This is a genomic window from Streptomyces cinerochromogenes, assembly GCF_014648635.1.
In the GTDB taxonomy this organism is placed as follows: Bacteria; Actinomycetota; Actinomycetes; order Streptomycetales; family Streptomycetaceae; genus Streptomyces; species Streptomyces cinerochromogenes.
In genome coordinates this window covers 143,904-166,265 of record NZ_BMRM01000003.1, presented here as the reverse complement: position 1 = coordinate 166,265, position 22,362 = coordinate 143,904, and the positions used below count along the sequence as shown (strand labels likewise).

16 protein-coding genes and 1 pseudogene are annotated in these 22,362 nt (G+C 73.2%); 4 read left to right on the top strand and 13 right to left on the bottom strand.

Features of this window, described 5'->3' with window-relative positions:
• Window positions 1-221 precede the first annotated feature (221 nt).
• From IEZ20_RS07410 to IEZ20_RS07395, 4 genes are all read right to left on the bottom strand, one after another.
• Window positions 222-665, bottom strand: a complete 444-nt coding sequence (locus IEZ20_RS07410; RefSeq protein WP_189295659.1) for a PaaI family thioesterase — start codon at window positions 663-665, stop codon at window positions 222-224.
• Between the two features lie 54 nt (window positions 666-719).
• Window positions 720-2,960 carry a molybdopterin-dependent oxidoreductase gene (locus IEZ20_RS07405; protein ID WP_189295657.1) on the bottom strand — a complete coding sequence of 747 codons (2,241 nt, stop codon included), beginning with the start codon at window positions 2,958-2,960 and terminating at the stop codon, window positions 720-722.
• A 96-nt stretch (window positions 2,961-3,056) separates the two neighbouring features.
• Window positions 3,057-3,728 carry an enoyl-CoA hydratase-related protein gene (locus IEZ20_RS07400; protein WP_189295655.1) on the bottom strand — a complete coding sequence of 224 codons (672 nt, stop codon included), beginning with the start codon at window positions 3,726-3,728 and terminating at the stop codon, window positions 3,057-3,059.
• 211 nt (window positions 3,729-3,939) lie between these two features.
• Entirely contained in the window at window positions 3,940-4,551 is a 612-nt protein-coding gene (locus IEZ20_RS07395) for a TetR/AcrR family transcriptional regulator (protein ID WP_229895933.1), read from the bottom strand.
• 451 nt (window positions 4,552-5,002) lie between these two features.
• Here IEZ20_RS07395 and IEZ20_RS07390 point away from each other — a divergent pair, with 451 nt between their 5' ends.
• Window positions 5,003-5,215, top strand: coding sequence for a hypothetical protein (locus IEZ20_RS07390; protein WP_189295653.1), 213 nt, complete (start codon window positions 5,003-5,005; stop codon window positions 5,213-5,215).
• Window positions 5,216-5,446: 231 nt separating this feature from the next.
• Here the strand turns inward: IEZ20_RS07390 and IEZ20_RS07385 are convergent, their stop codons facing one another.
• On the bottom strand, window positions 5,447-6,664 hold the full coding sequence (locus IEZ20_RS07385) for an alginate lyase family protein (protein ID WP_189295651.1): 1,218 nt from the start codon (window positions 6,662-6,664) through the stop codon (window positions 5,447-5,449).
• Window positions 6,665-6,978: 314 nt separating this feature from the next.
• On the opposite strand from IEZ20_RS07385, the gene IEZ20_RS07380 reads away from it, so the two are divergent.
• On the top strand, window positions 6,979-9,300 hold the full coding sequence (locus tag IEZ20_RS07380) for a glycosyl hydrolase family 95 catalytic domain-containing protein (RefSeq protein WP_189295649.1): 2,322 nt from the start codon (window positions 6,979-6,981) through the stop codon (window positions 9,298-9,300).
• 201 nt (window positions 9,301-9,501) lie between these two features.
• Window positions 9,502-11,457: a glycoside hydrolase family 5 protein gene (locus tag IEZ20_RS07375; protein WP_189295647.1), complete on the top strand. Its 1,956-nt coding sequence runs from the start codon at window positions 9,502-9,504 to the stop codon at window positions 11,455-11,457.
• A 21-nt stretch (window positions 11,458-11,478) separates the two neighbouring features.
• On the opposite strand, the gene IEZ20_RS07370 is transcribed toward IEZ20_RS07375, so the two are convergent.
• Complete coding sequence (locus IEZ20_RS07370) at window positions 11,479-11,691, bottom strand: hypothetical protein (protein WP_189295645.1); 213 nt, start codon at window positions 11,689-11,691, stop codon at window positions 11,479-11,481.
• Window positions 11,692-11,912: 221 nt separating this feature from the next.
• Here IEZ20_RS07370 and fxsT point away from each other — a divergent pair, with 221 nt between their 5' ends.
• The gene (gene fxsT, locus IEZ20_RS07365) at window positions 11,913-15,548 is read left to right on the top strand and encodes an FxSxx-COOH system tetratricopeptide repeat protein (protein WP_189295643.1); all 3,636 of its coding nucleotides are present in this window, start codon (window positions 11,913-11,915) and stop codon (window positions 15,546-15,548) included.
• A 22-nt stretch (window positions 15,549-15,570) separates the two neighbouring features.
• On the opposite strand, the gene IEZ20_RS07360 is transcribed toward fxsT, so the two are convergent.
• The 7 genes and pseudogenes from IEZ20_RS07360 to IEZ20_RS07330 all read right to left on the bottom strand — a co-directional run bounded on the left by IEZ20_RS07360 (window position 15,571) and on the right by IEZ20_RS07330 (window position 22,357).
• On the bottom strand, window positions 15,571-15,777 hold the full coding sequence (locus IEZ20_RS07360; protein ID WP_189296279.1) for a hypothetical protein: 207 nt from the start codon (window positions 15,775-15,777) through the stop codon (window positions 15,571-15,573).
• Complete coding sequence (locus IEZ20_RS07355) at window positions 15,774-16,703, bottom strand: DUF6807 domain-containing protein (RefSeq protein WP_189295641.1); 930 nt, start codon at window positions 16,701-16,703, stop codon at window positions 15,774-15,776. Before IEZ20_RS07355 ends, IEZ20_RS07360 begins: the two co-directional genes overlap by 4 nt.
• Window positions 16,700-17,815, bottom strand: coding sequence for a Gfo/Idh/MocA family protein (locus IEZ20_RS07350; RefSeq protein ID WP_189295639.1), 1,116 nt, complete (start codon window positions 17,813-17,815; stop codon window positions 16,700-16,702). The genes IEZ20_RS07355 and IEZ20_RS07350 overlap by 4 nt, the downstream gene beginning before the upstream one ends.
• A 169-nt stretch (window positions 17,816-17,984) precedes the next feature.
• On the bottom strand, window positions 17,985-19,577 hold the full coding sequence (locus IEZ20_RS07345; protein WP_189295637.1) for an MFS transporter: 1,593 nt from the start codon (window positions 19,575-19,577) through the stop codon (window positions 17,985-17,987).
• A 269-nt stretch (window positions 19,578-19,846) separates the two neighbouring features.
• Window positions 19,847-20,950 (bottom strand): annotated as a pseudogene (locus tag IEZ20_RS07340) (PLP-dependent cysteine synthase family protein); the annotation flags it as partial.
• A 125-nt stretch (window positions 20,951-21,075) separates the two neighbouring features.
• Window positions 21,076-21,513 carry a hypothetical protein gene (locus tag IEZ20_RS07335; RefSeq protein WP_189295635.1) on the bottom strand — a complete coding sequence of 146 codons (438 nt, stop codon included), beginning with the start codon at window positions 21,511-21,513 and terminating at the stop codon, window positions 21,076-21,078.
• A gap of 124 nt (window positions 21,514-21,637) precedes the next feature.
• Window positions 21,638-22,357 carry an alpha/beta fold hydrolase gene (locus IEZ20_RS07330; RefSeq protein WP_189295634.1) on the bottom strand — a complete coding sequence of 240 codons (720 nt, stop codon included), beginning with the start codon at window positions 22,355-22,357 and terminating at the stop codon, window positions 21,638-21,640.
• Between the last annotated feature and the right edge of the window lie 5 nt (window positions 22,358-22,362).

The window sequence follows — 22,362 nt, the reverse complement described above, 5'->3', positions numbered from 1 at the left end:
AGGAGCTGGACGGTCCGGGCGGAGGTGCGGCGGGCCCAGGGCTGGGTGACGATGCGGCCGCCAGGTACGGACGTCAGGCCGATGAACTCCGCGCCGACCGCGGAGCACTCGTTCGTGTCGTCCACCGGCTGACCCCGGAGAACCGGCAGCTTCGCAGGTGAGAAACCGGCGGTGTCAGCGACGACCAGCGGTTCCGCTGCTCGGTCTGCCGCCGGGCGCGCCTAGAGGATCATGCAGGTGGTGGTGGCGTGGGCGATGAGCCTGCCCTGTTCGTCGAGGACTTTTCCTTCGGCGGTGGCGGTGCGGCGGCCGGCGTGGATGACGGTGCCTTCGGCGGTGAGGGTCTGGCCGTCGGTGCGGGCGGCTCGTATGTAGTTGACCTTGAGTTCGAGGGTGGTGTAGCCGGTTCCGGCGGGGAGGGTGGTGTGGACGGCGCAGCCCATGGCGGAGTCGAGGAGGGTGGCGGCGATGCCGCCGTGGACGGTGCCGAGGGGGTTGGCGAAGTCGGGGCGGGTGTCGAGGGAGATGACGATGCGGCCGTGGTCGACCTCGTCGAAGCGCATGCCGAGCAGGCGGCCGATGGAGGGGATGTCGGCGGGGCGTTCGGTCTGTACCCAGCGCATCAGTTCCAGGCCGGTCATGGAGGCGAGGTCGGTGGTCGTCATGGTCGTTCTCCTTGCAGGGTGCTGGTGCCGCCGCCGTGGGAGGCGGTGTGTTCGTCAGGCGGGAAGGGGCTCGATGCGGGCGGGGACGTGTTTGTGCCAGGGGGTGCCGGCGATGGGGTCCCGCCAGGTGAGATCGGTGAGGGTGTTCAGGGCGACGCCGGTGCGTTCGGTGTGGCCGTCCTCGGTGGGCAGGTCGAGGCCGAAGCCGTTGGGCAGGGTGGCGTGGCCCGGTTGCAGGCGGTCGTCGATCTCGACGACCGCCTGAGCGGTGCCGCGGCTCGTGGTGATCTGGGCGGGGGCGCCGTCGGACAGGCCGAATTGTTCGGCGTCATGGGGGCTGACGCGCAGTGCGCCCTGTTGGTCGCGCTTGCGCCAGGCGTTGTCGCGGAAGATCGTGTTCGCGGTGAAGGCCCGGCGCTGCCCGGCGGCCAGGACGATGGGGAAGTCCTCGGTGGTGTGGACGGCCGGGATGGTGTCCAGATCGGTGAGGAGACCGAGGAGTTCGGGGACGGGCAGCGGGATGCGGTGGCCGAAGTGGGGCACGTAGTTCCAGGCGTCGTCGTACTCGTCCTCGGTGAACGTGATGCCGGAGCGGCCCTCCAGCATGGTGTCGAACAGAGCGTCGGCGCTCGCGTGACCGGCACGGCGCATGCCACCGGGGTACTCCTTGGCAACGCGCTGGGCGAGCGCCCACAGCAGCGCGGCGGACCGGGCGCCTGCGGGCAAGGTGGGACCGAGGGTCTCGTACAGCAGGTACGGGGCCAGGGCGACGGTCCTGCTGTCGAGGGCGGCCAGGGCGGCGAAAGCGAGCTTGTAGGAGGTCCGGCCCAGGCGGGCCGCCGCGCGCAGCAGCGTCAGCCTGCTACCAGGGACGGCGTCCAGTTCGCGGATGAGTCGGGCGTAGATCTCGGGTTCGGGCAGGGTGCCGGGCAGCGGGTCGAGGACCGGGGCGCGCAGGTGGAAGGTGTTGTGGGGGAACTCGAAGGTGAAGAAGGTCGCTTCCCACTTCTCGAACTGGGAGGCGGCGGGAAGTACGTAGTCGGCCTGCCGGCCGGTCTCGGTCAGGGCGATGTCGATGACGACGACCAGGTCGAGCGCGGCGAGCGCCCGGGCGAAGGCGGCGGAGTCGGCCAGGGAGTGCGCGGGGTTGGACGACTCGATGATCATCGCCCGGAACCGGTCGGGGTGGTCGGTGAGGATCTCCTCGGCGATGACGTTGCAGGGGACCAGGCCGCCGGGCATCCGCGCACCGGTGACGGGGGTGCGGCGCGGGTCGGTGGTGTAGCGGGCCAGCGGGGCGATCCACGAGTGCGGCTGCATGGCACCGGGCTTGGCGAAGTTTCCGGTGAGCAGCCAGGTCAGCTTGTTGAGGTAGGACACCAGCGTGCTGTGGGGGCCCTGCTGGACGCCCAGGTCCTCGTACGTCGAGACGCTGGAGGCGGTCCCGAGGACGCGTGCCGTCCGGCGCAGGAGGTCCTCGTCCACGCCGCAGGTCTGCGCGCAGCGGGTGACGTCCACCTCTTTGAGCTGGGCGATGACGGCGTCGGCTCCGGTGGTGCGGGCGGTGAGGAAGGCGTGGTCGAGGAGGTCTTCCTGGACCAGGACGCCGAGGAGGCCGGCCAGGCACCAGGCGTCGGTGCCGGGCCTGACCTGGAGGTGGATGTCGGCGAGGTCGGCGGTCTCGGTACGCACCGGGTCGATGACGATCATGGTGCGGTGGGGGTCCTTGGCGATGTCCTTGAGTACGGTGCGGGCGCGCGGGACGCCGTGGGACTGCCAGGGGTTCTTGCCGAGGAAGAGGGAGACTTCGGCGTTCCGGAAGTCTCCGGTGGTGTGTCCGCCGGTGAGGTGGGCGTCGACGAAACCCTCGCCGGTCTTCTCCTGGGCGAGGGGGTTGGAGCGGTAGCGGGCGCCGAGGGCGCGCAGCAGGGCGCCGCTGTAGGCGCCGCCGAGGTGGTTGCCCTGTCCGCCGCCGCCGTAGAAGAAGATCGACTCGCCGCCGTGGGTGTCGCGCACGGTCTTCAGGCGTGCGGCGATCTCGCGGATGGCGGTGTCCCAGTCGACGGGGGTGAAGGTGCCGTCCGCCTCCCGGCGCAGCGGGGTCGTCAGCCGGGTGCCGCCGTTTTGGTAGTGGTCCAGCCGCAGGGCCTTGTTGCAGGTGTAGCCGGCGGTGGCGACATGCTCCTTGTCACCGCGGATCTTGGCGAAGCGGCGGCCGTCGGTCTGAATCTGGATGCCGCAGTTGTTCTCGCACAGGATGCACGCGCTCTTGTGCCAGGCGGTGTCGGCTGTCATCGGCCCTGTCTCCTCATGCGGTGGACGGCGGGTGCGGAGCGCGCCCCAGGGGGAAGTGCCCGGGGCGCGGCTTGGTGGGGTGAGTGAGGCGTCGGCTCAGCCGAGCGGGTTGGTGGTGTCGCACAGGGTGGCCAGGGCCGGGGCGTACATGCGGGCCTTGATGGTGCCGAGGGTGTCGCCGGCCTTGTTCACCTGTGCCTGGGCAATCTCGATGGCGGTGGAGCGCACGGCGTCCTCGCCGACCGCCTGGTCGACGATGCCGGCCGCCGCGGCGTCCGTGCCGCCATAGCGGCGGGCGGTGAGCATGGCCTCGTGCGCGGTCTGCGGGGCCAGCCGGGACTGGATGAGGGCGGCCATGCCGGGGGTGAAGGGAATGTTGATGTCCGCTTCGGGCAGGCACCAGTAGCCGCGGTCGGCGCGCATGACACGGAAGTCGTGGGCGAGGGAGAACATCGCGCCGGCGGCGAAGGTGTGCCCCTGCAGCGCGGCCACCGTGATGACCGGCAGCGCCAGCATGCGCGCGAACAGCTCGTGGACGGAGACGACGTAGTCCTGGTGCTGGTCGGCGTGGGCGAACAGCCAGTCCAGGTCGAGCCCGTTGGAGTAGAACTTGCCGGTGGCTGCGGTGACCAGGGCGCGAGGGCCTTCCGTCTTCTCCACCTCGTCGAGCGCGGCGCTGACTGCGGTGAGCCAGTCGGGGTGGAAGCGGTTCTCGCCGTCTCCCAGGTCCAGGACGAAGACGTTGTCGTGACGGTCGAGCGAGGGCATGGCGACTCCTTCGAGGTGTGCAGGTGAAGCGGCTGGACGGCTGCGAGCCAGGGGGTTTCGTCTGGATCAGGTCGGATCAGGCCGCGGCGTCCGGTGCGGTGCATCGCAAGGCGGAGGATCACCCGCGTACTGGGCGTACTCGGGTGGTCCGACAACGCGGCGAGGTGCCGTGCCGGGCGTCGCGGACCCGGGCTGATCCAAACGAAACCCCCTAGGGCCGGGGACCGGATTCGGCGCCGGGGCGGTCGCGCAGGGCGTGGAGGAGCAGGTCGTGGATCTCGGCGGCGGCGGCCTCGATCGGGGCGGTGCTCTGCTCGGCCCGGCACATGATCACCGCGCCTTCGACCGCGGCGATGACGAAGGCACCGAGCCGGCGGCTGCGTTCCTCGCTCAGGCCGTGTCTCAGGAGGAGGGCCGCGAGGGCTTCCTGCCAGCGGGCGAAGACCGCGGCGGCGGAGCGGGCAAGCTGGGGCGCGTCGTCATTGGTCTCCACGGCCACCGCCACGATCGGGCAGCCGGCCCTGAAGCCGCTCTCCACGAGCCGGTCACGCCACAGCAGGAAGAACGCGTCGACGGCCGCCACCGGATCATCCGCCTGCATGGCGGCGTCGATCAGCCCCGCGATGAAGTCCCCTGCCAGTGCCACCGCTTCGTCGATGAGCTGCGTCCGCCCGCCGGGGAAGTGGTGATACACCGAGCCCCGAGGAGCTCCGCTGTGGGCGAGCACCCGGTCGATGCTGGTCGCGCTCGCACCGTACTCCCGCAGCAGAGCGGCAGCACTGAGGATCATCCGGTCACGGCTGTCACTCCTGCGCGGACTCACCAGCCCAGCACCTCCCGACGACGTGGCCCCTCCTCCAGGAACGGATGGGCTACCTGTCGGTAACTTATGGTGTATGGCATAGAACATGCAAGGGGGGCACGGGCGGACATGGGATCGTGACAGAGAACCGGCCGGGTGGGGCAGCCGCCAGACGCTGGACGTCACGTCGGTGGAGCCGGGGCTGGTGGTGGAAGTCGGCGTCGACGTCGCCCGCGACGCGTGCTTGAGCGGGTGACCGAGCAGTTCGCCGGCGAGCGCGCCTTGGCTCCGCCGGCACCCGAGCAAGCGGGCGGCCGGTCGGTGGTACTGATCCCGCACCGGGAAGTGGGCGCGGCGGAAGCCGTCCTACCGCCGGACTGTCAGCGCATCCTCGCCGCTGTGCGGCAGGCCGCTGTCGGCACTCGGCCAACGGGCCGGCCCGGCGGGCAGGAACACCGAGGTGCTCTGCGTCGTGGTCGAGGACGAGGCAACCGCCCGGCACCTGTCGGCCAGGCTGCGCTCGGTCGCGCGTGAGACATCCCCACGGTACGACGGCGCGAAGGTCACCGTGGAGAAGGGCGGCCCGCCCCCGGTGCGCGCGGCCGTCCCGGACACCGCCGGTCAGCGGCCCGGCCGGCTGACGCTCTCCGACCTGGACCTGTGGATGACCGTGGCCAGGCCGTGAGTCCGGCCCGCTCGTACCCCCGCGGGGCGAGCACGTGAGGTGAACGCGGCCTGGGCCGTGCCGACCCGCTCAGCAGCAGGGCGTTCCGCGGCTCGGCGGTGCCTGGGTCTGGGCTTGGGCTTGGGCTTGGGCCTCAGCGTCGGCGGCCGGAACGCCCGGAACGCCCGGGCCGCCGTGAGGCCGTGACGCTGCGGCGACCCGGGCGCCGGTTCGGTCCGGGCTCGCGCTGGATCAGTTCGGGTTGTCCCCGTGGGTGAGGGTCTCCCAGGCGACGAAGAGGTTGTTGCTGCCGGCCGGGCGGTTCTGCGCGGTCAGGGTCTGGGTGTTGGTCATGGCGATGCCCAGGCGGTTGTGCAGGGCGTTGTAGCCGACCTCGGTGACCGGGCCCAGCCCTCGCTTGACGGACCCGCCGCACAGCCAGCTCGGCACGGCGGCGCCGAGTTCGTACTTGGCCTGGAAGCCGAGTGCCTGCCGCAGCCGCTCGCCGACGTCCGTGCCGTACAGGTCCTGGCCCTGGATCCGGCTGGTCTCGGCGACGTGCGAGATGGCGGAGATGCCGTAGCCGGTGTGGGTGAAGTCGCGGCAGGTCTCCTGAGTGAGGCCGGTGACGAAGGTGGACTGGCCCTGCCAGTAGGAGACGATCTTGTCGCGGGTGTTGAGGTTCTGGCTCGGTACCGTCTTCGGCAGGTCGCCGTCGGAGGCGAGGTAGACGTACGCGGCGGTGCGCGTGCGGAACTTGGCCATGGCCGTGTCGTACGACGCCTTGTCCTCCAGGAAGACGGAGATGCCGACGGCCGCCTCCATCATCGACAGCTCCCAGTTGCCGTTGGAGTTCGAGCCGTTGATGATCTCGGGCAGATAGACGTTGCGGAGCATGGCCGCGAAGCGGCCGGAGTTGGCCCAGGTGCCGGTGTACGTGTACTTGATGATCTCTGCGGCCTTGGGCCAGGAGGAGCCCGCCCAGCCCGTCTGGAGCGGCGCGTTGCTGTTGGTGTGGTCCTGGAGCACGGCGGACCAGGCGTCCATCAGCTCGATCGCCTTCCTGGCGTAGCGCTCGTCGCGGGTGACGTACCAGGCGAGCGCGTCGGTGTAGGCCGCGATGGCGTCCTCGCGTTCGTCGGTGCAGCCGTAGTTGGGGTTGGAGTACGAACCGCACTCGACCACGGCGCGGGGCTTGGGCGTGCGGCTGAGGCTCGCGTAGGAGCTCGCCGTCATCTGATCGTAGGCGCTCTTCCAGGGCTGGGCGCCGGCGAGCACCTTCTCGCGGGCGAAGTCGAGTTGAGCGCGGGAGACCGTGACGCCGGGGTGGGTGAAGACCGCGGGCGCCGCCTCCGCCCGCTGGGTGCCGGGCCAGGAGAGCAGTCCGGCGCCGAGCAGGGCGGTGGCCGCCGTGAGGGCGAGAGCGGAACGCGGGGACTTACGGCGGCGCCGGAGGGGTGTGTCCTGCATCTGATCCGTCCTCATATGTGAATGCCGTACGGCTTGATGAACGGGCGAGTTGAGCGAGACCATAGGTACGGACCAGCGACGCGTCAAGGGGTCGGGGCGCGGGCACCCTTCACGGCCTGCGGGGCGCTCGGCGCGGGCGGTGCCGGCGCGGGCGGCCTCCCCGCGTCGCACCCATGACGCTCTCAACATCCGATGTATTGCTCGCCAGTTGGCCGAATCGGTCGCTGTTGTGGCGATTGACAGGCGCGCACCCGCTCCCTACGTTCGCCGATACACCCGATGTTTCGACGATCCGTCAGGTCTGGAGGACGACGATGGACGCACCGTCGGAGAACCGCTCACCCCTCGCCCGGAGAACCGTGCTCGGCACCGCGCTGGGCGGCGCGGCGGTGGCGGCACTGCCCGGAGCCGCGCACGCCGAGCCGGACGGGACGGGCGGCGCCGCCGGGCCGGCGAGCGCCGGACGACCGTGGCGGCTGCGTTCCGCCATGGCCGACGACGCCGCGTGGGAGGACTTCCTGCGCGGCCAGGACCTGCGGTGGAGCCGGCTGCCCGCCCTCTGGCACGAGGGTCCGTTCCTCGGTGACGGGCTGCTCGGCAGCATGGTCTACCGGGAGCCGGACAGCGAACGGATACGCTTCACCGTCCAGCACGGGCGGGTCCAGGACCACCGGCCCGAGTTCGGCAGCGGCTGGGGCACCTGCCGGCTGCCGGTCGGGCACCTCACCCTGGAACCGGCCGGCACCGTCACCGCCGTCGACTGGCGGCTGAGCCTGTGGAACGCCGAACTGACGGGCACCGTCACCACCACCGCGGGCACACTCACCCTCTCCGTCCTCATCCACGACGAGGTCTTCGCCGCCCGGGTGACGGCCGGCGGCGGCGAGCGGGCCACCTGGACCTTCCATCCCGAGGAGGCCGTCAGCCCCCGCAGGATCCAGGAGTCACCGCCCACCGGCTACACCGGCAACCCGCCCTGGACCACCCGGACCGCAGCCGACGGCACCGAGCAGGTGCTCCAGCCCCTCACCGGGGGCGGGCAGACCGCCACCTCCTACCGCCGCACGGGCGACGAACTACTGCTCGGCGTCGGACACTCCTTCCCCTCGGACACCGCAGCGGAGGCCGACTCGCTGCGCAACCTTCGGCGCGCGGTGTCGTACGCGGCCCTGCGACGGCGGCACGTCCGCTGGTGGCACGGGTTCTACCGGAAGAGCTTCGTGTCGTTCCCCGACCAGCGGCTGCAGAGCTTCCACTGGATCCAGCTGTACAAGGTGGCCTCCGCGAGCCGTGCGGGCGGCCCCGTCATGGCCACCAGCGGGCCCTGGCTGGAACCCACCCCCTGGCCGGCGGTCTGGTGGAACCTCAACGTCCAGCTGGAGTACTGGCTCATCCACGGCTCCAACCACCTGGAACTCGACGCGCTCGCCACCACCCTGCGGCAGAACCAGGAACAGCTCGTCGCCAACGTACCCGAGGCCTACCGCAAGGACAGCTCCGGGATCGGCCGCAGCTCGGACATGTTCGCGAACCGCGCGGTGGGACGGCCGGGCACCGGCGCCGAGACCGGTGACCTCACCTGGGCGCTGCACAACGTGTGGCTGTCCTACCGGCACTCCATGGACCGGTCCCTGCTGCGGGACACCGTCTACCCGGTGCTGCGCCGCGCCATCAGCTACTACCTGCACTTCCTCACCCCGGGCAGTGACGGCAGGCTCCATCTGCCGAGCACGCTCTCGCCGGAGTACCCCGTCGTGCCGCCGCAGGACACCAACTACGACCTGGCGCTGATCCGCTGGGGCTGCCGGACCCTGCTGGAGTCCGCCGAACTGCTCGGTGTCGACGACGAGCTGGCGCCGCGCTGGCGGGAGGTGCTGGCCCGCCTCACGCCGTACCCGGTGGACGACAACGGGTTCATGATCGGTGCCGACACCCCGTACGCCCAGTCCCACCGGCACTATTCGCACCTGCTGATGGTGTACCCGCTGTACCTGGTCAACTGGGACCAGCCGGAGAACCGTGAGCTGATAGCGACGTCGGTGACCCACTGGCAGGCGCTGACCGGCGCGCACCGCGGCTACAGCTACACCGGGGCCGCGTCGATCCACGCGATGACCGGCGACGGCGACACCGCGCTGGGCTCTCTGCGGAAGTTCTTCGACCCCACCGCCCGCTACCCGTGCCGGGCCAACACGCACTACACCGAGGCCGGTCCGGTCATCGAGACACCGCTGTCCGCCTCGCAGTCGCTGCACGACATGTTCTGCCAGAGCTGGGGCGGGGTGATCCGCGTCTTCCCGGCCGTCCCGTCCGCGTGGGCGGACGTCACCCTGCACGACTTCCGCACCCAGGGCGCCTTTCTGGTCAGTGCCGTGCGCAGGGCGGGCGTCACCCGGTTCGTCCGGGTCCGCAGCCTGGCCGGCGAGCCGCTGAGGCTCCGGCACGGCCTGAGCGGGGCCCTCACCGTCCTGCTGGACGACGGCTCCCCCGCGCACACCCGGGACCTCGGCGACGGCACCCTCGCCATCGACCTGCCGAAGGACCGGGAGGTGCTCGTCCACTCCGGTTCGCGGCCCGACCTCGTCATCGCGCCGGTCGCCGTCAGCGAACCGGGCCCGGCCTGGGGACTGCCGTAGCCACCGTCCGCTCCGCGCGCCCACCACGGTCCGCTCACCGGGGAGGATCCCTTGGGGCGGCCCGTCGTAGGTATGGACCCTCCCACTCTTTTCCTGCACGGTGCACGGTGGTGCACACCCCGCACGGCCCGGCGGCACCGTCGCCCGGCCGGGCGGGGTGCCGCCCGGCTTCCCCCGCCTCCGACCCCAAGGGCTGCCCTCATGCCGATGCCACCAGCCGTGCTGCGGCTCGCCGCCACCGCCGCGGGCCTCCTGCTCACGACCACCACGGCGACCACGGCGACCACGGCCGCATGGGCCACCACGGCCACCGCCGCCTCCGCCGCCGTACCCCCGCGCACCGCCACCGCCCGGGCCGCCGCCGACACGGCGGACCAGGCCACCTGGTCCCCTCCGCTGTCCACCCGGGGACGGTACGTCGTCGACGCCCAGGGCAACCGCTTCCGGCTGAAGGGCGCCAACTGGGACGGCGCGCAGGGCTCGTGGACGGGCACCGGCAGTGCCGCCGACCCGGCGAACCACCACGCCGGGCAGGACTCCCACGGCATACCCCTCGGCCTCGACCGGGTCCCGATCGGCCAACTCCTGGACGACTTCCACCGGTTGGGGATCAACACCATACGGCTGCCGTTCTCCGGCGAGATGGTCCACAGCACGGCGCCCGTACCGGACAGCGCCGTGGCGGCCAATCCCCAACTCCGCGGCAGGACACCGCTGGAGGTCTACGACGCCGTGGTCGACGCGCTCAGCCGGAGCGGGTTCGCCGTGGTCCTCAACAACCACACCAACACCTCCCGGTGGTGCTGCGGCATCGACGGCAACGAACGGTGGAACAGCGGGCGGTCCACCGCGCGGTGGGCGGACGACTGGGTGTTCATGGCCCGCCGCTACGCCTCCGTCCCGGGCGTGGTCGGCGCCGACCTGTACAACGAGGTCCGGCGCGACGTACTGGACGACCCCAACTGGGGTCTGGGCGACGACCACGACTGGTACGGCGCGGCCCAGCTGGCCGCCGACCGCATCCTCACCGAGGGCGACCCGCGCCTCCTCATCGTGATCGAGGGCATCAACTGGACCGGTGTGCCCGTCGACGGCCTCCCGCACGGACGACCCGTGCTCACGCCCGCCCGCACCCTCTCGCACACCCTGGTGGACCCCCGCAAGCTGGTCTACTCCGCCCACTTCTACGGCTACACCGGCCCGCACCACAGCGGCGCCACCGGCATCGGGGAGACCCACGACCCGCGCTACCAGGACCTTTCCCCCACGGAGCTGGCCGCGGCCCTGGACGACGAGGCGTTCTTCGTGGAGGAGGGCGGCCGGCACCACACCGCGCCCGTCTGGGTGAGCGAGTTCGGCATCGGTGCGAACGAGACGGCCCCGGCGGCCCGGGCCTGGTTCGGCACCGTCGTCGACTACTTCGCCGAGCACGACGCCGACTTCGCGTTCTGGCCGCTGGTCGGCTTCGAGGGCCACGACGACTGGGCTCTGCTGCGCTACGACAGCGCCGGGCACCGCTCGGGCGTCCTCGACCCCGGCGACTGGCGCGCCACCGCATGGCAGCGCCTGATGACCGCGCCGGGCAGGACCGGCCCCGTGGCGTCCGTTCCGCTCTGGCGCATGCTCAGCACCGACCACGGCGACGCGGTGGCGTCACTTCGCGTGCGCGGCACGGGAGACTGGGACCCGGGAGCGTTCAAGGCCGCCTGCCCCGACGGCACGCGACTGGCCGGGCTGGGCCACACCGGCGGGCGCGCCCTGTGCACCGACGCCGGTACCGGTGACCTGCGGGCCGCGGACGCGCGCCAGACGGTCGTCACCGACGAGCGGTACGTGCCGGCCGGCGGCGACTGGGCGTCCGGCTACACCAAGTACCAGTGTCCGGCAGGGGAGTTCCTCATCGGGTACAGCCTGCGCGGCGCACGCGTGTCGGCGGCGCTGTGCGCACCGGCCCGGGCCGGGCTGGCGGGTGCGGGACGCACGGTCTGGTTCGACCGGTCCGACAACCGCCCCGCCGACCCGGCCGGCGGGGACTTCGCGTACGGCGCCTACAAGGGCCAGTGCGGGACGGCCGAGTACGCCGCCGGGGTCGCCTTCACCACCCGCGTGGGCAGCGGCCCCGGCCCCGCGGCCCTGCTGTGCCGGGCGCTGCCCTGACGGGAGGGCACACCGGCCGGTTCAGGCCGGGCCGTCCCCGGGGCCGCCGGTGGGGGCGCGGTCGCCGTCGTCGCGGACGGCCGGCTGCTCGGGACGGCCCGCGCGGCGCTTGCGCCAGGCGCGCACCGCTCCCGCCGTGCCGGTGACGACGGCCGCGGTGACCAGCTGGGCGGGCAGCTCGGTCAGCAGTCCGTGCGCCAGGAGTTCGGCGGCGTGCCGCAGGAGGTCGGGCATCGGTACGGTCTCCTTCGGGGGACGGGCTCCACCGCATGCCGGAGAGGCACCGGAACGCGGCGACGGGATGTGCCGACCAGGCTGCGGCTGCCGGGACGGAGTGGTCTACTTGTCCGGCCGCCCGGCCGGACAAGGCGGGACGAGGCACGGACAAGGCACGGTCACGGCGCGCACCAGGCGGACAAGTCCTCGTGCCGTCACGGGAGTCGAGGAGCTGCACGTTGGTCGAGGGACGCCGACGCACCCGGCCGTGGGGGCCCCTGAAGGGCCCGGACCGGCAGGCCGACGCCCTGGCACGGTTGCTGCGCGACTGGCTGGACGGCGCGAACCTGCGGGTCGACGATCTGCGGGAGCAGCTGACGCCCGAGCACTTCACCACCGGGCGAGTGCCGAGCCGGACCACCGTGGCGGACCGGCTGGCCGGCGTCGGCCTGGACAACGACTTCGTGGAGGCGGTCGCCGACGTGTGCTCGGCCGACGCCGCCGGGCGGCAGCGTCTGCTGGAACAGGCGCGGGCCGTCAGGAGCGGTCAGGTGCCGCATCAGCAGCCGCACCAGCAGTCCGCGCCCGCCGGTGACGGGGACATCGCGGGCGAACTGATCGTCGTGCAGCGGCATTCCCTCGCGGTCTCGGACAAGCTGTTACGCGCCATGGAGCGGGTCGCCGAGCTGGAGCGGGAGCGCAACAACGCCAACCAGATGGTGCTGCTGCTGCTGGCGATGGTGGACAAGCTCCAGCGCGACATCGAGACACTCACCTCCGAGCAGGGCCGGCTGCGCGGTGATGTCACGCAGCCTCTCGTGCGGGAGGTGCACGAGCGCCTGGAGCGCAGTGAGGAGCAGCGCCGCAAGGCCGAGCACGAGCTGGAGCGCGCCAGAGACGAGCGCCGGCGTGCGGACCGCCTAGCCGAGGAGGCCGCCGACCAGGTCCGCGCGCTCACCGCCGAGCTGGAACTGCTGCGCCGTCACGCGGCCGCCGCCCAGGGCGGACCGCTCCCTGTCGTCGTCGCACCGGAGCCGAACGGGCACGACCGCCTGGACGCCGACGCCGGGGACATCGACCAGGCGCTGGCCAAGGCCGCCCGGTACCTGGACGGCGGCGCGGACCGCCTGGACCGCCTCGCCGACGAACTACGCCTCGACAGCACCACGGACACCCCCATAGCGACCCCCACGGACAACGCCAGGATCCTCCTCGTGAACCTCCTCACGGGCCTCGCCGCGGACATCCCCTCGTACAACAGGGCGGACAACGCGGCGGACAACTCCCCCGCCAGCGGTGACGGGGCGGACAACCCGCCGGACATTCCGGCTCCCGTGCCCGGTGCTCCGTCCGAGGCTCCCGCCGCGTCGCCCCCCGTGCACGACGTGCCGCGCCGCAACACCCGGTTCACCGGCCGTGAGGCTCTGCTGGACGCGACGCACCGGCTGCTGACGGGCGGCGGCCCCCACACCGGCGTGGTGACCCTCTACGGCATGCTGGGAGTCGGCAAGACCCAGCTCGCCACCGAGTACGTGCACCGGTTCGGATCCGAGTACGACGCCGTGTGGTGGATCAACGCCGAGAGCCGGGCGGGGACTCGGCACCGGCTGGCCGAACTCGCGCAGCCGCTCGGCCTGTCCGCCGGCCCCGGGTACGACGAGCGGCTGCGCGCGGTGCGGGGCGCGCTGCGCCGGGGGACGCCGTACTCGCGGTGGCTGCTGGTCCTGGACGGCGCGGACGAACCCGAAGGCATCGGGGACCTGGTGCCCACCGGCCCCGGACACGTACTCATCACCTCCCGCAGTCCCGGGTGGGGTCACCACCGGAGCGAACTGCTCGAGGTCCCGGTCCTCGACCAGGAGGAGTCGGTGGCCCTCGTCCGGCGCCGCGCCCCGGGGCTGACCATGGCGGACGCGCATCGGCTGGCCGAGGCCCTGGAGGGCCTGCCGCTGCTGCTGGACCAGGTCGCGGGCTGGCTCGACGCCTCGGACGTCTCCGTGGACGACTACCTCTCCCAGAGGCACCAGGGCCTCGACCGCGACGTGGCCCTGATCTCCGCCGACTACCCGCTCCCCTTCCAGGCCGCCTGGGCGGTCCAGCTGGACAAGCTCCGCGAGACCGTCCCGGAGTCGGTGGACCTGTTGCAGCTCTTCGCGTTCTTCGCGCCCGGCCGCATCCCCGTACGGCTGCTGCGGGAGATGCCGGTCGGCGCCCTGTCCAAGCGGCTCGCCGCGCTCCTCGGCGACCCCCTGCTGTGGACTGTGGCGGCCGACGGCCTGCACCAGGCCTCCGTCATACGCCTGATCTCGCCCGACGCGGCGGCCGAGGACCGACCGTCCTACGGCGACTGGGTGTATCTGCACCCCGTGGTGCACCGTCTCGTACGCGGGAACATGTCCGAGGCGGACCGGCTGGAGTTCGGCAGCGCGGTGCGCCGGGCGCTGACCGCCGCCGACCCCCGCAAGCCCGCGGAGACCCGTCTCTGGGACACCTACGCCGAGATCGTCCCCCACCTGGAGGATGCCGGCGTGCTGAGCAACGTCTCGGACGTCCGGGTGCAGGAGCTGCGGCTCAACTGCCTCCAGTACCTGTATCTCGCCGGCGTGTACGAGTCGGGGGCCTCGCTCGCGCAGCGTGCCCTGGACAACGTGCGGGAACTGCTGGGCGCGTCGCATCCGTGGGTGTGGGACCTCCTCCACGCCGCCACCAGCCTGCTGCGCGCCTGCGGCCGGTACGAGCGCGTCCACGCGATGGACCGCGCGGCCAGGGAGCAGCTGCGTGCGGAGCGCGGCCTGCCGGATCCTTATCACCTGCGGGCGACCGAGGACCTCTCCGCGGACCTGCGCGCCCTGGGCCGCTGGCAGGAGGCGCTGGAGCTGTGCCAGTGGGTGTACGGCAGCCACCGCGCCCAGCTCGGTCCGCTGGAGTCACGGACCCTGCACGTGCTCAGCGGTCTGGGTTCCTGCCTGCGGCTGCTGGGCCGCTACAAGGAGGCGTGGGAGAGCGACCGCGACTCACTGGAGGGGCGGCGGCAACAGCTGCGGCGCGGCCATCCGTTGACGCTGTCCGCCCACATCGCGTACGCGACCGACCTGCGCCTGCTGGGCCGGTACCAGGACGCCGAGTCCACGCAGGAGGACAGCGCGCGCGAACACCGGGAGGTGCTGGGCGCCGACCATCCTCAGACGCTGTGGGCGGAGTACAACCTCGCCCTGTGCCGCCACCACAGCGGGGATCACACCGGGGCCCGGCAGCTGCTGGACCGCGTGGTCCAGGCGGCCGGCGACAGGCTCGGTACGGAGCACCCCGCCACCCTGGCCTTCACCGCCGGCCGGAGCTGTCTCGCCAGGGAGAGGGGTGATCTCGCCGGGGCCTTGGACACCAGTGAGTCGGTCATGTCCGGGTACGGGCAACTGCTGCCCGCGGAGCATCCGTTCCTCGCGGGTGTCCGGGCCAACCACGCCCTGATCCTGGCGCAGACGGGCCGGCGGGGCGCCGCGCACGCCCTGATCGAGCAGGCCCTGTCCGACCTGACCGCGGCCCTCGGGGAGAGCCACCCGTACACCCTCGGCTGCGCACTCAACGCCTCCGGCCTGCGCAACAGCGTCGGTGACGCCGAGGGCGCGGCCGCGCTCAGCGAGCAGACCGTGACCCGCGCCGCCGAGGCCCTCGGCCGCGTCCACCCGCTCACCCTGTCGGCCCGCGTCGCCCACGTCGCCGATCTGCGCGTCCTCGTGCGGCGGCAGGACGCCGACGGACTGGAGCGGACGGCGCTGCGCGACCTGGAGGGCGCGCTGGGCGTCCGGCACCCGCGTACCGCCGCCGCCCGCGCCCGCCACCGCCCGTACTGGGACTTCGAGCCGGAGCTGCTGTGACGACCGCGGCCGTCTCCGGCGTTCACCGTTCCACGCCGCCGAGGTCCGCCGTGCCCGGGGGCCGGTCGGCGTGGTACGGCAGTGTCGTCCCCGGCAGCGCGTACTCGTCCCGGCGCCCGCACATGCCGAAGCCGCCGAGCCGGGTGGGCGCGGCCTCGTAGGCGGTGAGGTGGGACAGGCCGACGGCGCCGGGCAGCGGGCGGGGCAGCGCGCTCTGTGGCTCCCTCACCACGGCAGGCCCTCCAGGTGGGCGGCGATCCGGTCGCGGTCCCAGTCCCCGTCGGCGATCACCACCCGGTAGCGGTAGCCGTAGGACTCCCCCGGTTCCAGCGTGAACTCCTCGAAGAACGCCCAGGAGAACGCGACCGTGGGGATGGGTTCGCTGCGCACGAACCAGTGGGAGGCGTGGATCGCGGACGTCTCGTCCAGGTTCTCCGGCGCGTGCGCGAAGACGAGGGTCGAGTGCCCGTCGACGTCGTCGTGCTCGGAGGTGAAGGCCAGCCAGGGCCCTTGCGTGCCCATGAGCTCCTCGGCGCCCGCGTCCTCGGTACCGGGGGCGAGGACCCGGCCGCCGGTGAAGTCGCGCGGCCCGCGCCACTGCAGGCCGGTGTATCCGGCCAGTTCCCGGCCCGCGGTGGTCGGGGAGCCGAACACCAGTGGTGCGGCACGGATGTTGGTGAGCCGGATCGACCAGTCCAGCGCCCAGGCGCCGGCCCCGACGTCGACCGAGTGGACCTGGATCCCGCGCTCCTCGCGGGCCCACTCCTGCCCGCCGTTCTCGACCCAGGTCAGCTCCTCGGTGAAGGCGAGCCGCTCGTCCTCGGCCGCGAGCGCGGTGAACCCGTCGTGGCGCATGGATCCGACCCGGTCGGGCAGCGGCAGGTAGCCCTGGCCGTGGACATAGCAGTTGCCGCCCCAGAAGTTCTGCCCGGACAGGTGACTGGCCGTCATCTGCAGGCCCTTGTGCCAGCGGTGGTCGCTCGGCCGGTACCCGGTGACGGTGCGGCCGGCGAGCGTGCGCACGGGGTGGGCGTACGGCTTGCGGGACTCGAAGGGGTCGGGGTCGGGGCGGTAGACGTAACGGAGGATCTCGGTGCCGTCGGACGCCTCGACCGCGAGGTGCTCGCCGTGGACGTGGCTGACGCGGATGCTCATGCGCGCTCCTTCGGGGCCCAGTCGGGGTGACCTCCGTGCATGGCCGTGTAGTAGGGGTCGCCGGGACCGATCTCGCCCGCGCGCACCGGCTGCCCGGTGAACGCCGCCTTGTACAGCGCGGCGGCGAAGTCCAGGGCGGCACGGGCGTCCTGGCCGCTGCCGGGGGGCCGTACACCGCGGTCGTAGGCGTCGAGGACGGCACCGAGCTGGGCGGTGTGCGAACTGGGGACGTCCTCGGCGGGGGTGCGCCAGGCGGCGGCGCGCTCGGGACGGACGTGCGGGGCCGGGGTGTAGACCCAGTCGTCGTTGCCGTGCCCGTACAGGTGGGTCAGCTCCACCGTGGCGTCGGCGCAGTCGATGCGGATGCGGCTCACCTCGTCCGGGGAGAGCACGCTGTTGACGACGGTGGCGAGCGCGCCGCCGCGGAAGCGGACCAGGGCGGTGGAGACGTCCTCGCTCTCGATGTCGTGGACCAGCCGGGCCGCCATGGCCCGTATCTCCTCCCACTCGCCGAGCAGGTGCAGCAGCAGGTCGTACTGGTGGATGCCGTGCCCCATGGTGGGCCCGCCGCCCTCGGTGGCCCACCGGCCGCGCCAGGGCAGGGCGTAGTAGGCGGCGTCCCGGTGCCAGGTGGTCTGGCAGTGCGCGACCAGCGGGGCGCCCAGCTCGCCGCGGGCGATCAGGTCGCGGGCGTGGACGGCGCCGGAGCCGTAGCGGTGCTGGAAGACGACCGAGGCGTAGGCGCCGGAGGCCTCCTCGGCGGCGGTGATGTCGTCCAGCTCGGCCGGCGACAGGCACAGCGGCTTCTCGCACAGCACCCAGGCGCCCGCCCTCAGCGCGGCCACGGTCTGCTCGCGGTGCAGCGCCGGCGGGGTGCCGATCAGCACCAGGTCCGGGTGTACGGCGTCCAGCATGGCGTCCGTCGAGGCGTACCCGGCGACCCGGGCGCCCGCCTGCTCCCGGAAGGCGTGCAGCCGGCCCTCGTCCACGTCGACGGCGGCGACCAGTTCGACCCGCTCCGCATGGGCTCTGAGCGCGGGCAGATGACTGCCGGTGACGATGGCCCCCGTGCCGATGACGGCGACCCGGCGGCGGGCTGCGGGCAGGGACATGCGGCGCTCCTCGGAGATCGACAGCACGGAAGCAGCGATGGAAAGCGCTTGCTCCCGTACTGCACGACCCTAGGGGCCGCGGGATTGTCAGGACAACCCCTGGGTGAGGTCGGTGACTTGCGGGGCGGGCGGGAGAACGGGCCGGGGGCCGCCGGGGCCGGCCGGCCGGTTACCCGGAGGGCACTGCTCCGGTCACCGGAGCCGGGCTCGTCCGCAGGTGTCCGGCCTGGTGCAGGCGTGCGACCAGCGCGGCGCAACCGAGCCCGGTCGCGGTCAGGACGGCCCACGGCAGCCAGCGCACCCCGGTGTCGAAGAGCGCCCCGACGGCGAGGTTGCCGAGCGAGACCGCGATGCCGGAGGCGGTGCTGTAGGCGCCGTAGTACGTGGCGACGAGCCGCTCTCCGGAGAGCCGTACGACGGTGTCCATCTCGAAGGGGTACAGCAGCGCCCCGCCCCAGGCGAGCAGCACCGCGCACAGCGTCAGGGCGACGGCCCCGGCCGGGGCGCCGGGCGACCGGGGCAACAGGGGCAGGAAGGCTGCGCCCATGACCGCCAGCCCGCAGGCGACGGCCTGCGGGCCGGTCAGGGTGCGCTGGGCCCACGCGGTCAGCTTCAGCTGTCCCGCGAGCGCGGCCAGCGCCGAGGCGGCGAAGACCGCACCGGTGACCGGTCCGGTGCGGTCGCCGAAGAGTGTGCGGGCGTACAGCGGGAGGGCGAGATAGACCTGGAAGGACAGGACGTAGGAACCGCTCATGGCGGCCGCGAAGAGGAGGAAGGGGCGGTTGGCGGCGACGGAGCGCCAGTCGGCTACGACCGCCCGCCAGGCGGGCCGGCTGCCGCAGCCGGCGGATTCGCCGTCGTGACCGGCGGGTTGGCCGGCGGGGCCGGCGGGTTGGCCTGCGGGGCCGGCGGGATCACTGCCGCGGCCACTGGGCTCGCCGTCGGGGCCGGCGGATGCGCCGTCGGGGCCGGCGGATGCGCCGTCGGGGCCGACGGGTTGGCCGTCACGACCGGCGGGTCGGCCCGTGTGGCCGGCGGGATCACTGCCGCGGCCACTGGGCTCGCCGTCGGGGCCGGCGGATGCGCCGTCGGGGCCGACTGGTTGGCCGTCGTGACCGGCGGGTCGGCCGTCGTGACCGGCAGGTCGGCCGTCGTGACCGGCAGGTCGGCCCGTGTGGCCGGCGGGGGGACGGGCGGGCAGGGCTCGGGACTGCAGGGCGGCCAGGGCGCCGAAGATGAGCGCAGCTGCCGTGCAGACCGCGCTGAAGTCCCACGCCAGCAGGGCGAGTCCGGCGAGCGGACCGACCAGGATGCCCGCCTGGTAGAAGACGTTGAACGCGGCGAACGCCGCCACCCGCCGCTCCTGTCCGGCGTCCGCCGCGAGGTACGCCCGTACGGCCGGGTTGAACAGCGCCCCCGCCAGGCCGGTCAGCGCCGACGCCGCCACCAGGGCGGGGAGGGAGCCGGCCACCGCCAGCAGACCGAAGGCGACCGCTCGCAGGGCGCACCCGGTCAGGATCATCGGCTTGCAGCCGTAGCGGTCGGCGAGGGTGCCGCCGACGAGGAACATGCCCTGCTGGGAGAAGTTGCGGACGCCCAGCACGAGTCCGACCGCCCAGGCCGCGAGGCCGAGGCCGTGGGCGAGATGGTCGGCGAGGTAGGGCATGAGCATGTAGAAGCCCAGGTTGATGGCGAACTGGTTCACCATCAGCAGGCGGGCGGGTCGGTCGAAGGAAGCCACCTGGGCCCACAACCGCTTCACCGGCTCCCCGCCTTTGCCCGCATCCCCGTCTCCGCCCGGACCTCGCTCTCGGCCCGCGCCCCCGCCTCCACCCGGACCCCGCCCTGACCCTGGACCCCCGTCTCCGCCCGGCTCCCCGACTCCTCCTGGGCCTCTGCCCTCACCCGCGACTCCGCCTTCGCCTCCGCCTCCGCCTCCGCCCGGAGCCCACCGCCCTGGACCTGGACGCCCGCCCCCGCCCGCGCCCCCGCCCCCACACCAGCCGCCCCCCGGTCACGCGTCCTCCCCCGCTCCCGTGCGAGCGGGTCGCGGACCCGGTCGCATCGGGTCCACCGGGTCACCCGGTGTGCGTCCGGCTCGGTGATGCCGTCGGGGTCGGGCGGTGGTGTCCGGCCGAGGAGGCCGTGTTCGCGGCACCAGGCGTCGTCGTAGACCGTGCCGAGGTAACGGTGCGGTCCGTCGGGGAAGATCGCGGCGATCCTGGTCCCGGCGGGACGGGTGCGCGCCGCCCACCCGGCGACGAGCGCCACCGCCCCGACGCTCCAGCCGCCGGAGACGTAGTGGCGGCGGGCGAGTGCACGGCAGGCCCAGACCGCCTCGGCCGGGGCCACCCAGTGGACCTCGGTGAAGGCCGCGTAGTCGACGTTGTCCGGATGGATGCTGGACCCGAGGCCGCGCATCAGCCGCGGCCCCGCCGGCTGGCCGAAGATCGCCGAGCCGACCGAGTCCACCCCGATGAGCGTCAGCCGAGGGAAGGCCTCACGCAGCACCGCGGAGACCCCGGCCGAGTGTCCGCCCGTACCGACCGCCGCCACCAGCACGTCCACGCGGCCGAGTTGGGCGATCAGCTCGGCGGCCAGCGGCCGGTAGGCGGTGACGTTGTCGGGGTTGCGGTACTGGTCCGGGCAGTACGCCCCCGGTGTACGGGCCAGCAGCTCGGCGACACTGGCGCGGCGCGCCTCCTGCCAGCCGCCCTCGGGGTGCGGCGCGGTGACCTGGACGACCCGTGCGCCCCGCGCGGTGAGCAGGCGGGCCACGGCCGGTTCCATGCCCGGGTCCGTCACGACGGTCACCGGGTGTCCGTGGGTCAGTCCGGCGAGGGCGAGGCCGAGCCCGAGCGTCCCGCTGGAGGACTCCACGATCGGCGCGCCGGGAGCGAGTTCGCCGCGCCGGCGGGCCTCGCGGACCATGTGCAGGGCGGGCCGGTCCTTGAGACCGCCGGGGTTGGCGCCCTCCAGCTTGGCGTGGAAGCCGCGGCCGGGCGGGGCGAAGGGTTCGTCCACCCACAGGACGGGGGTGTCGCCGACCAGGTGGGCGGGGCGCCGGGCGGTCCGGCGCCGGGAGGCGCGGGCCCCGACGGGTTCGGGCAGGTATGCGGGCGGGGAGAGGTGCATGGGCGTACGGCTCCTTCGCGCCCGGCGGCTGTGCGGGGGGCGCTGTGCGAGGGGGCAGGGCGCGCGGGCACACCTCGGACCGGGGACTCTCGTCGCGGACCGGTCCGGGGCGTGCGGGCGCGGGCCTACTGCCGCCGCACGCAGACGACTGCCAGTGAGGGGCCGTCACCACAGGAGGGGGAGGTGCCGGGCGGCCTGTGCCGGGCGGTGTCCGTGAAACGCCCGTTCGACACGGCGGGACGGAGCGGCTGGTCCGTCTCGTCGCCGAGCCCGGTGTCGTCGAGGGCGGGGCGCGGGCGGTCCGCGGTGTGGTCGGCGTGTCCGTCCGCCGCGTGCCGGTGTGGGGGAGGCGGCACGGTCGAGCCCCCGCTGTCGGTGCCGCCCTCCGCGACGACCGGCGCACCGTGCCGCGCCACGGCTGCGGTCGCGTCGGGACCGGCGAAGGTGCACGCGTGCACCGCGCCGGAGAGATGGGCGGCGATCACCAGCACCAGCCCGACGAGGAGCGCGGCGCGACGACGACGCCCCGGGCGCCCGTCCGCACTGCCCCATGACCCGATCACATGCACAGCGTAATCACAATGTGACCTTGTGTCACACTCCGCCGGTTCGGGTCGTCCGGCCGGGACGCGAGACCGCGCGGACGCTGTACGGGGGAGGCGTCCGCGCGGTCGTTCCTGGGGGCGGTCAGCTCGTCGCGCGGACCGCCTCGCGGATCAGGTCGGCGACCGCCTTCGGCTGGGAGACGGCCACCGCGTGCGAGGCGCCCTCGATCTCCACGACGGTCGCACCGGCCCGCTTCGCGCCGAAGCGCTCCACCTCCGGGTTGATCGCGTTGTCCGCACCGGCCACCAGGGCCCAGGACGGCTTGGTCCGCCACGCGGCGGCGGAGGCCTTCTCCTCGAACGCCGCAGCCGCGAGCGGACGCTGCGCCGCCGCGAGGACCTTCGTGACCTCCGCGGGCACGTCGGCGGCGAAGACCGACGGGAAGGCGTCCTCGGTGATGGTGACCTCGACGGCGGGGTCCGCGCCCGCGACCGGGTACGTCCACTGCTTGAGGTTGCTCACCAGCGGCGAGAGCGGGAAGCGGCCCTGGAGCTCACCGAGGCTCTCGCCCTCTTCGAGGGCGTACGCGGCGACGTAGACCAGACCGACGACGTTCTCCGTGACACCGGCGACGGTGATGAGCGCACCGCCGTAGGAGTGGCCGACCAGCACGACCGGACCGTCGATCTGGGCGGCGACCGAGGCGACGTACGCGGCGTCGGACGCCAGGCCGCGCAGCGGGTTCGGCGGAGCGATCACCGGAATGCCGTCGCGCTGCAGCTCCTCGACGACCCCGGACCAGCTGGCGGCGTCGGCGAAGGCGCCGTGGACGAGGACGACGGTGGGAGTGGGAGTGGTCATGTCTG

What these genes read in the sequence shown, in the direction of transcription:
- IEZ20_RS07410 (WP_189295659.1), bottom strand. Translation starts at nt 665, where the DNA reads ATGACGACCACCGACCTCGCCTCCATGACCGGCCTGGAACTGATGCGC.
- IEZ20_RS07405 (WP_189295657.1), bottom strand. Translation starts at nt 2,960, where the DNA reads ATGACAGCCGACACCGCCTGGCACAAGAGCGCGTGCATCCTGTGCGAG.
- IEZ20_RS07400 (WP_189295655.1), bottom strand. Translation starts at nt 3,728, where the DNA reads ATGCCCTCGCTCGACCGTCACGACAACGTCTTCGTCCTGGACCTGGGA.
- IEZ20_RS07385 (WP_189295651.1), bottom strand. Translation starts at nt 6,664, where the DNA reads ATGCAGGACACACCCCTCCGGCGCCGCCGTAAGTCCCCGCGTTCCGCT.
- IEZ20_RS07380 (WP_189295649.1), top strand. Translation starts at nt 6,979, where the DNA reads ATGGACGCACCGTCGGAGAACCGCTCACCCCTCGCCCGGAGAACCGTG.
- IEZ20_RS07375 (WP_189295647.1), top strand. Translation starts at nt 9,502, where the DNA reads ATGCCGATGCCACCAGCCGTGCTGCGGCTCGCCGCCACCGCCGCGGGC.
- IEZ20_RS07370 (WP_189295645.1), bottom strand. Translation starts at nt 11,691, where the DNA reads ATGCCCGACCTCCTGCGGCACGCCGCCGAACTCCTGGCGCACGGACTG.
- IEZ20_RS07355 (WP_189295641.1), bottom strand. Translation starts at nt 16,703, where the DNA reads ATGAGCATCCGCGTCAGCCACGTCCACGGCGAGCACCTCGCGGTCGAG.
- IEZ20_RS07350 (WP_189295639.1), bottom strand. Translation starts at nt 17,815, where the DNA reads ATGTCCCTGCCCGCAGCCCGCCGCCGGGTCGCCGTCATCGGCACGGGG.
- IEZ20_RS07330 (WP_189295634.1), bottom strand. Translation starts at nt 22,357, where the DNA reads ATGACCACTCCCACTCCCACCGTCGTCCTCGTCCACGGCGCCTTCGCC.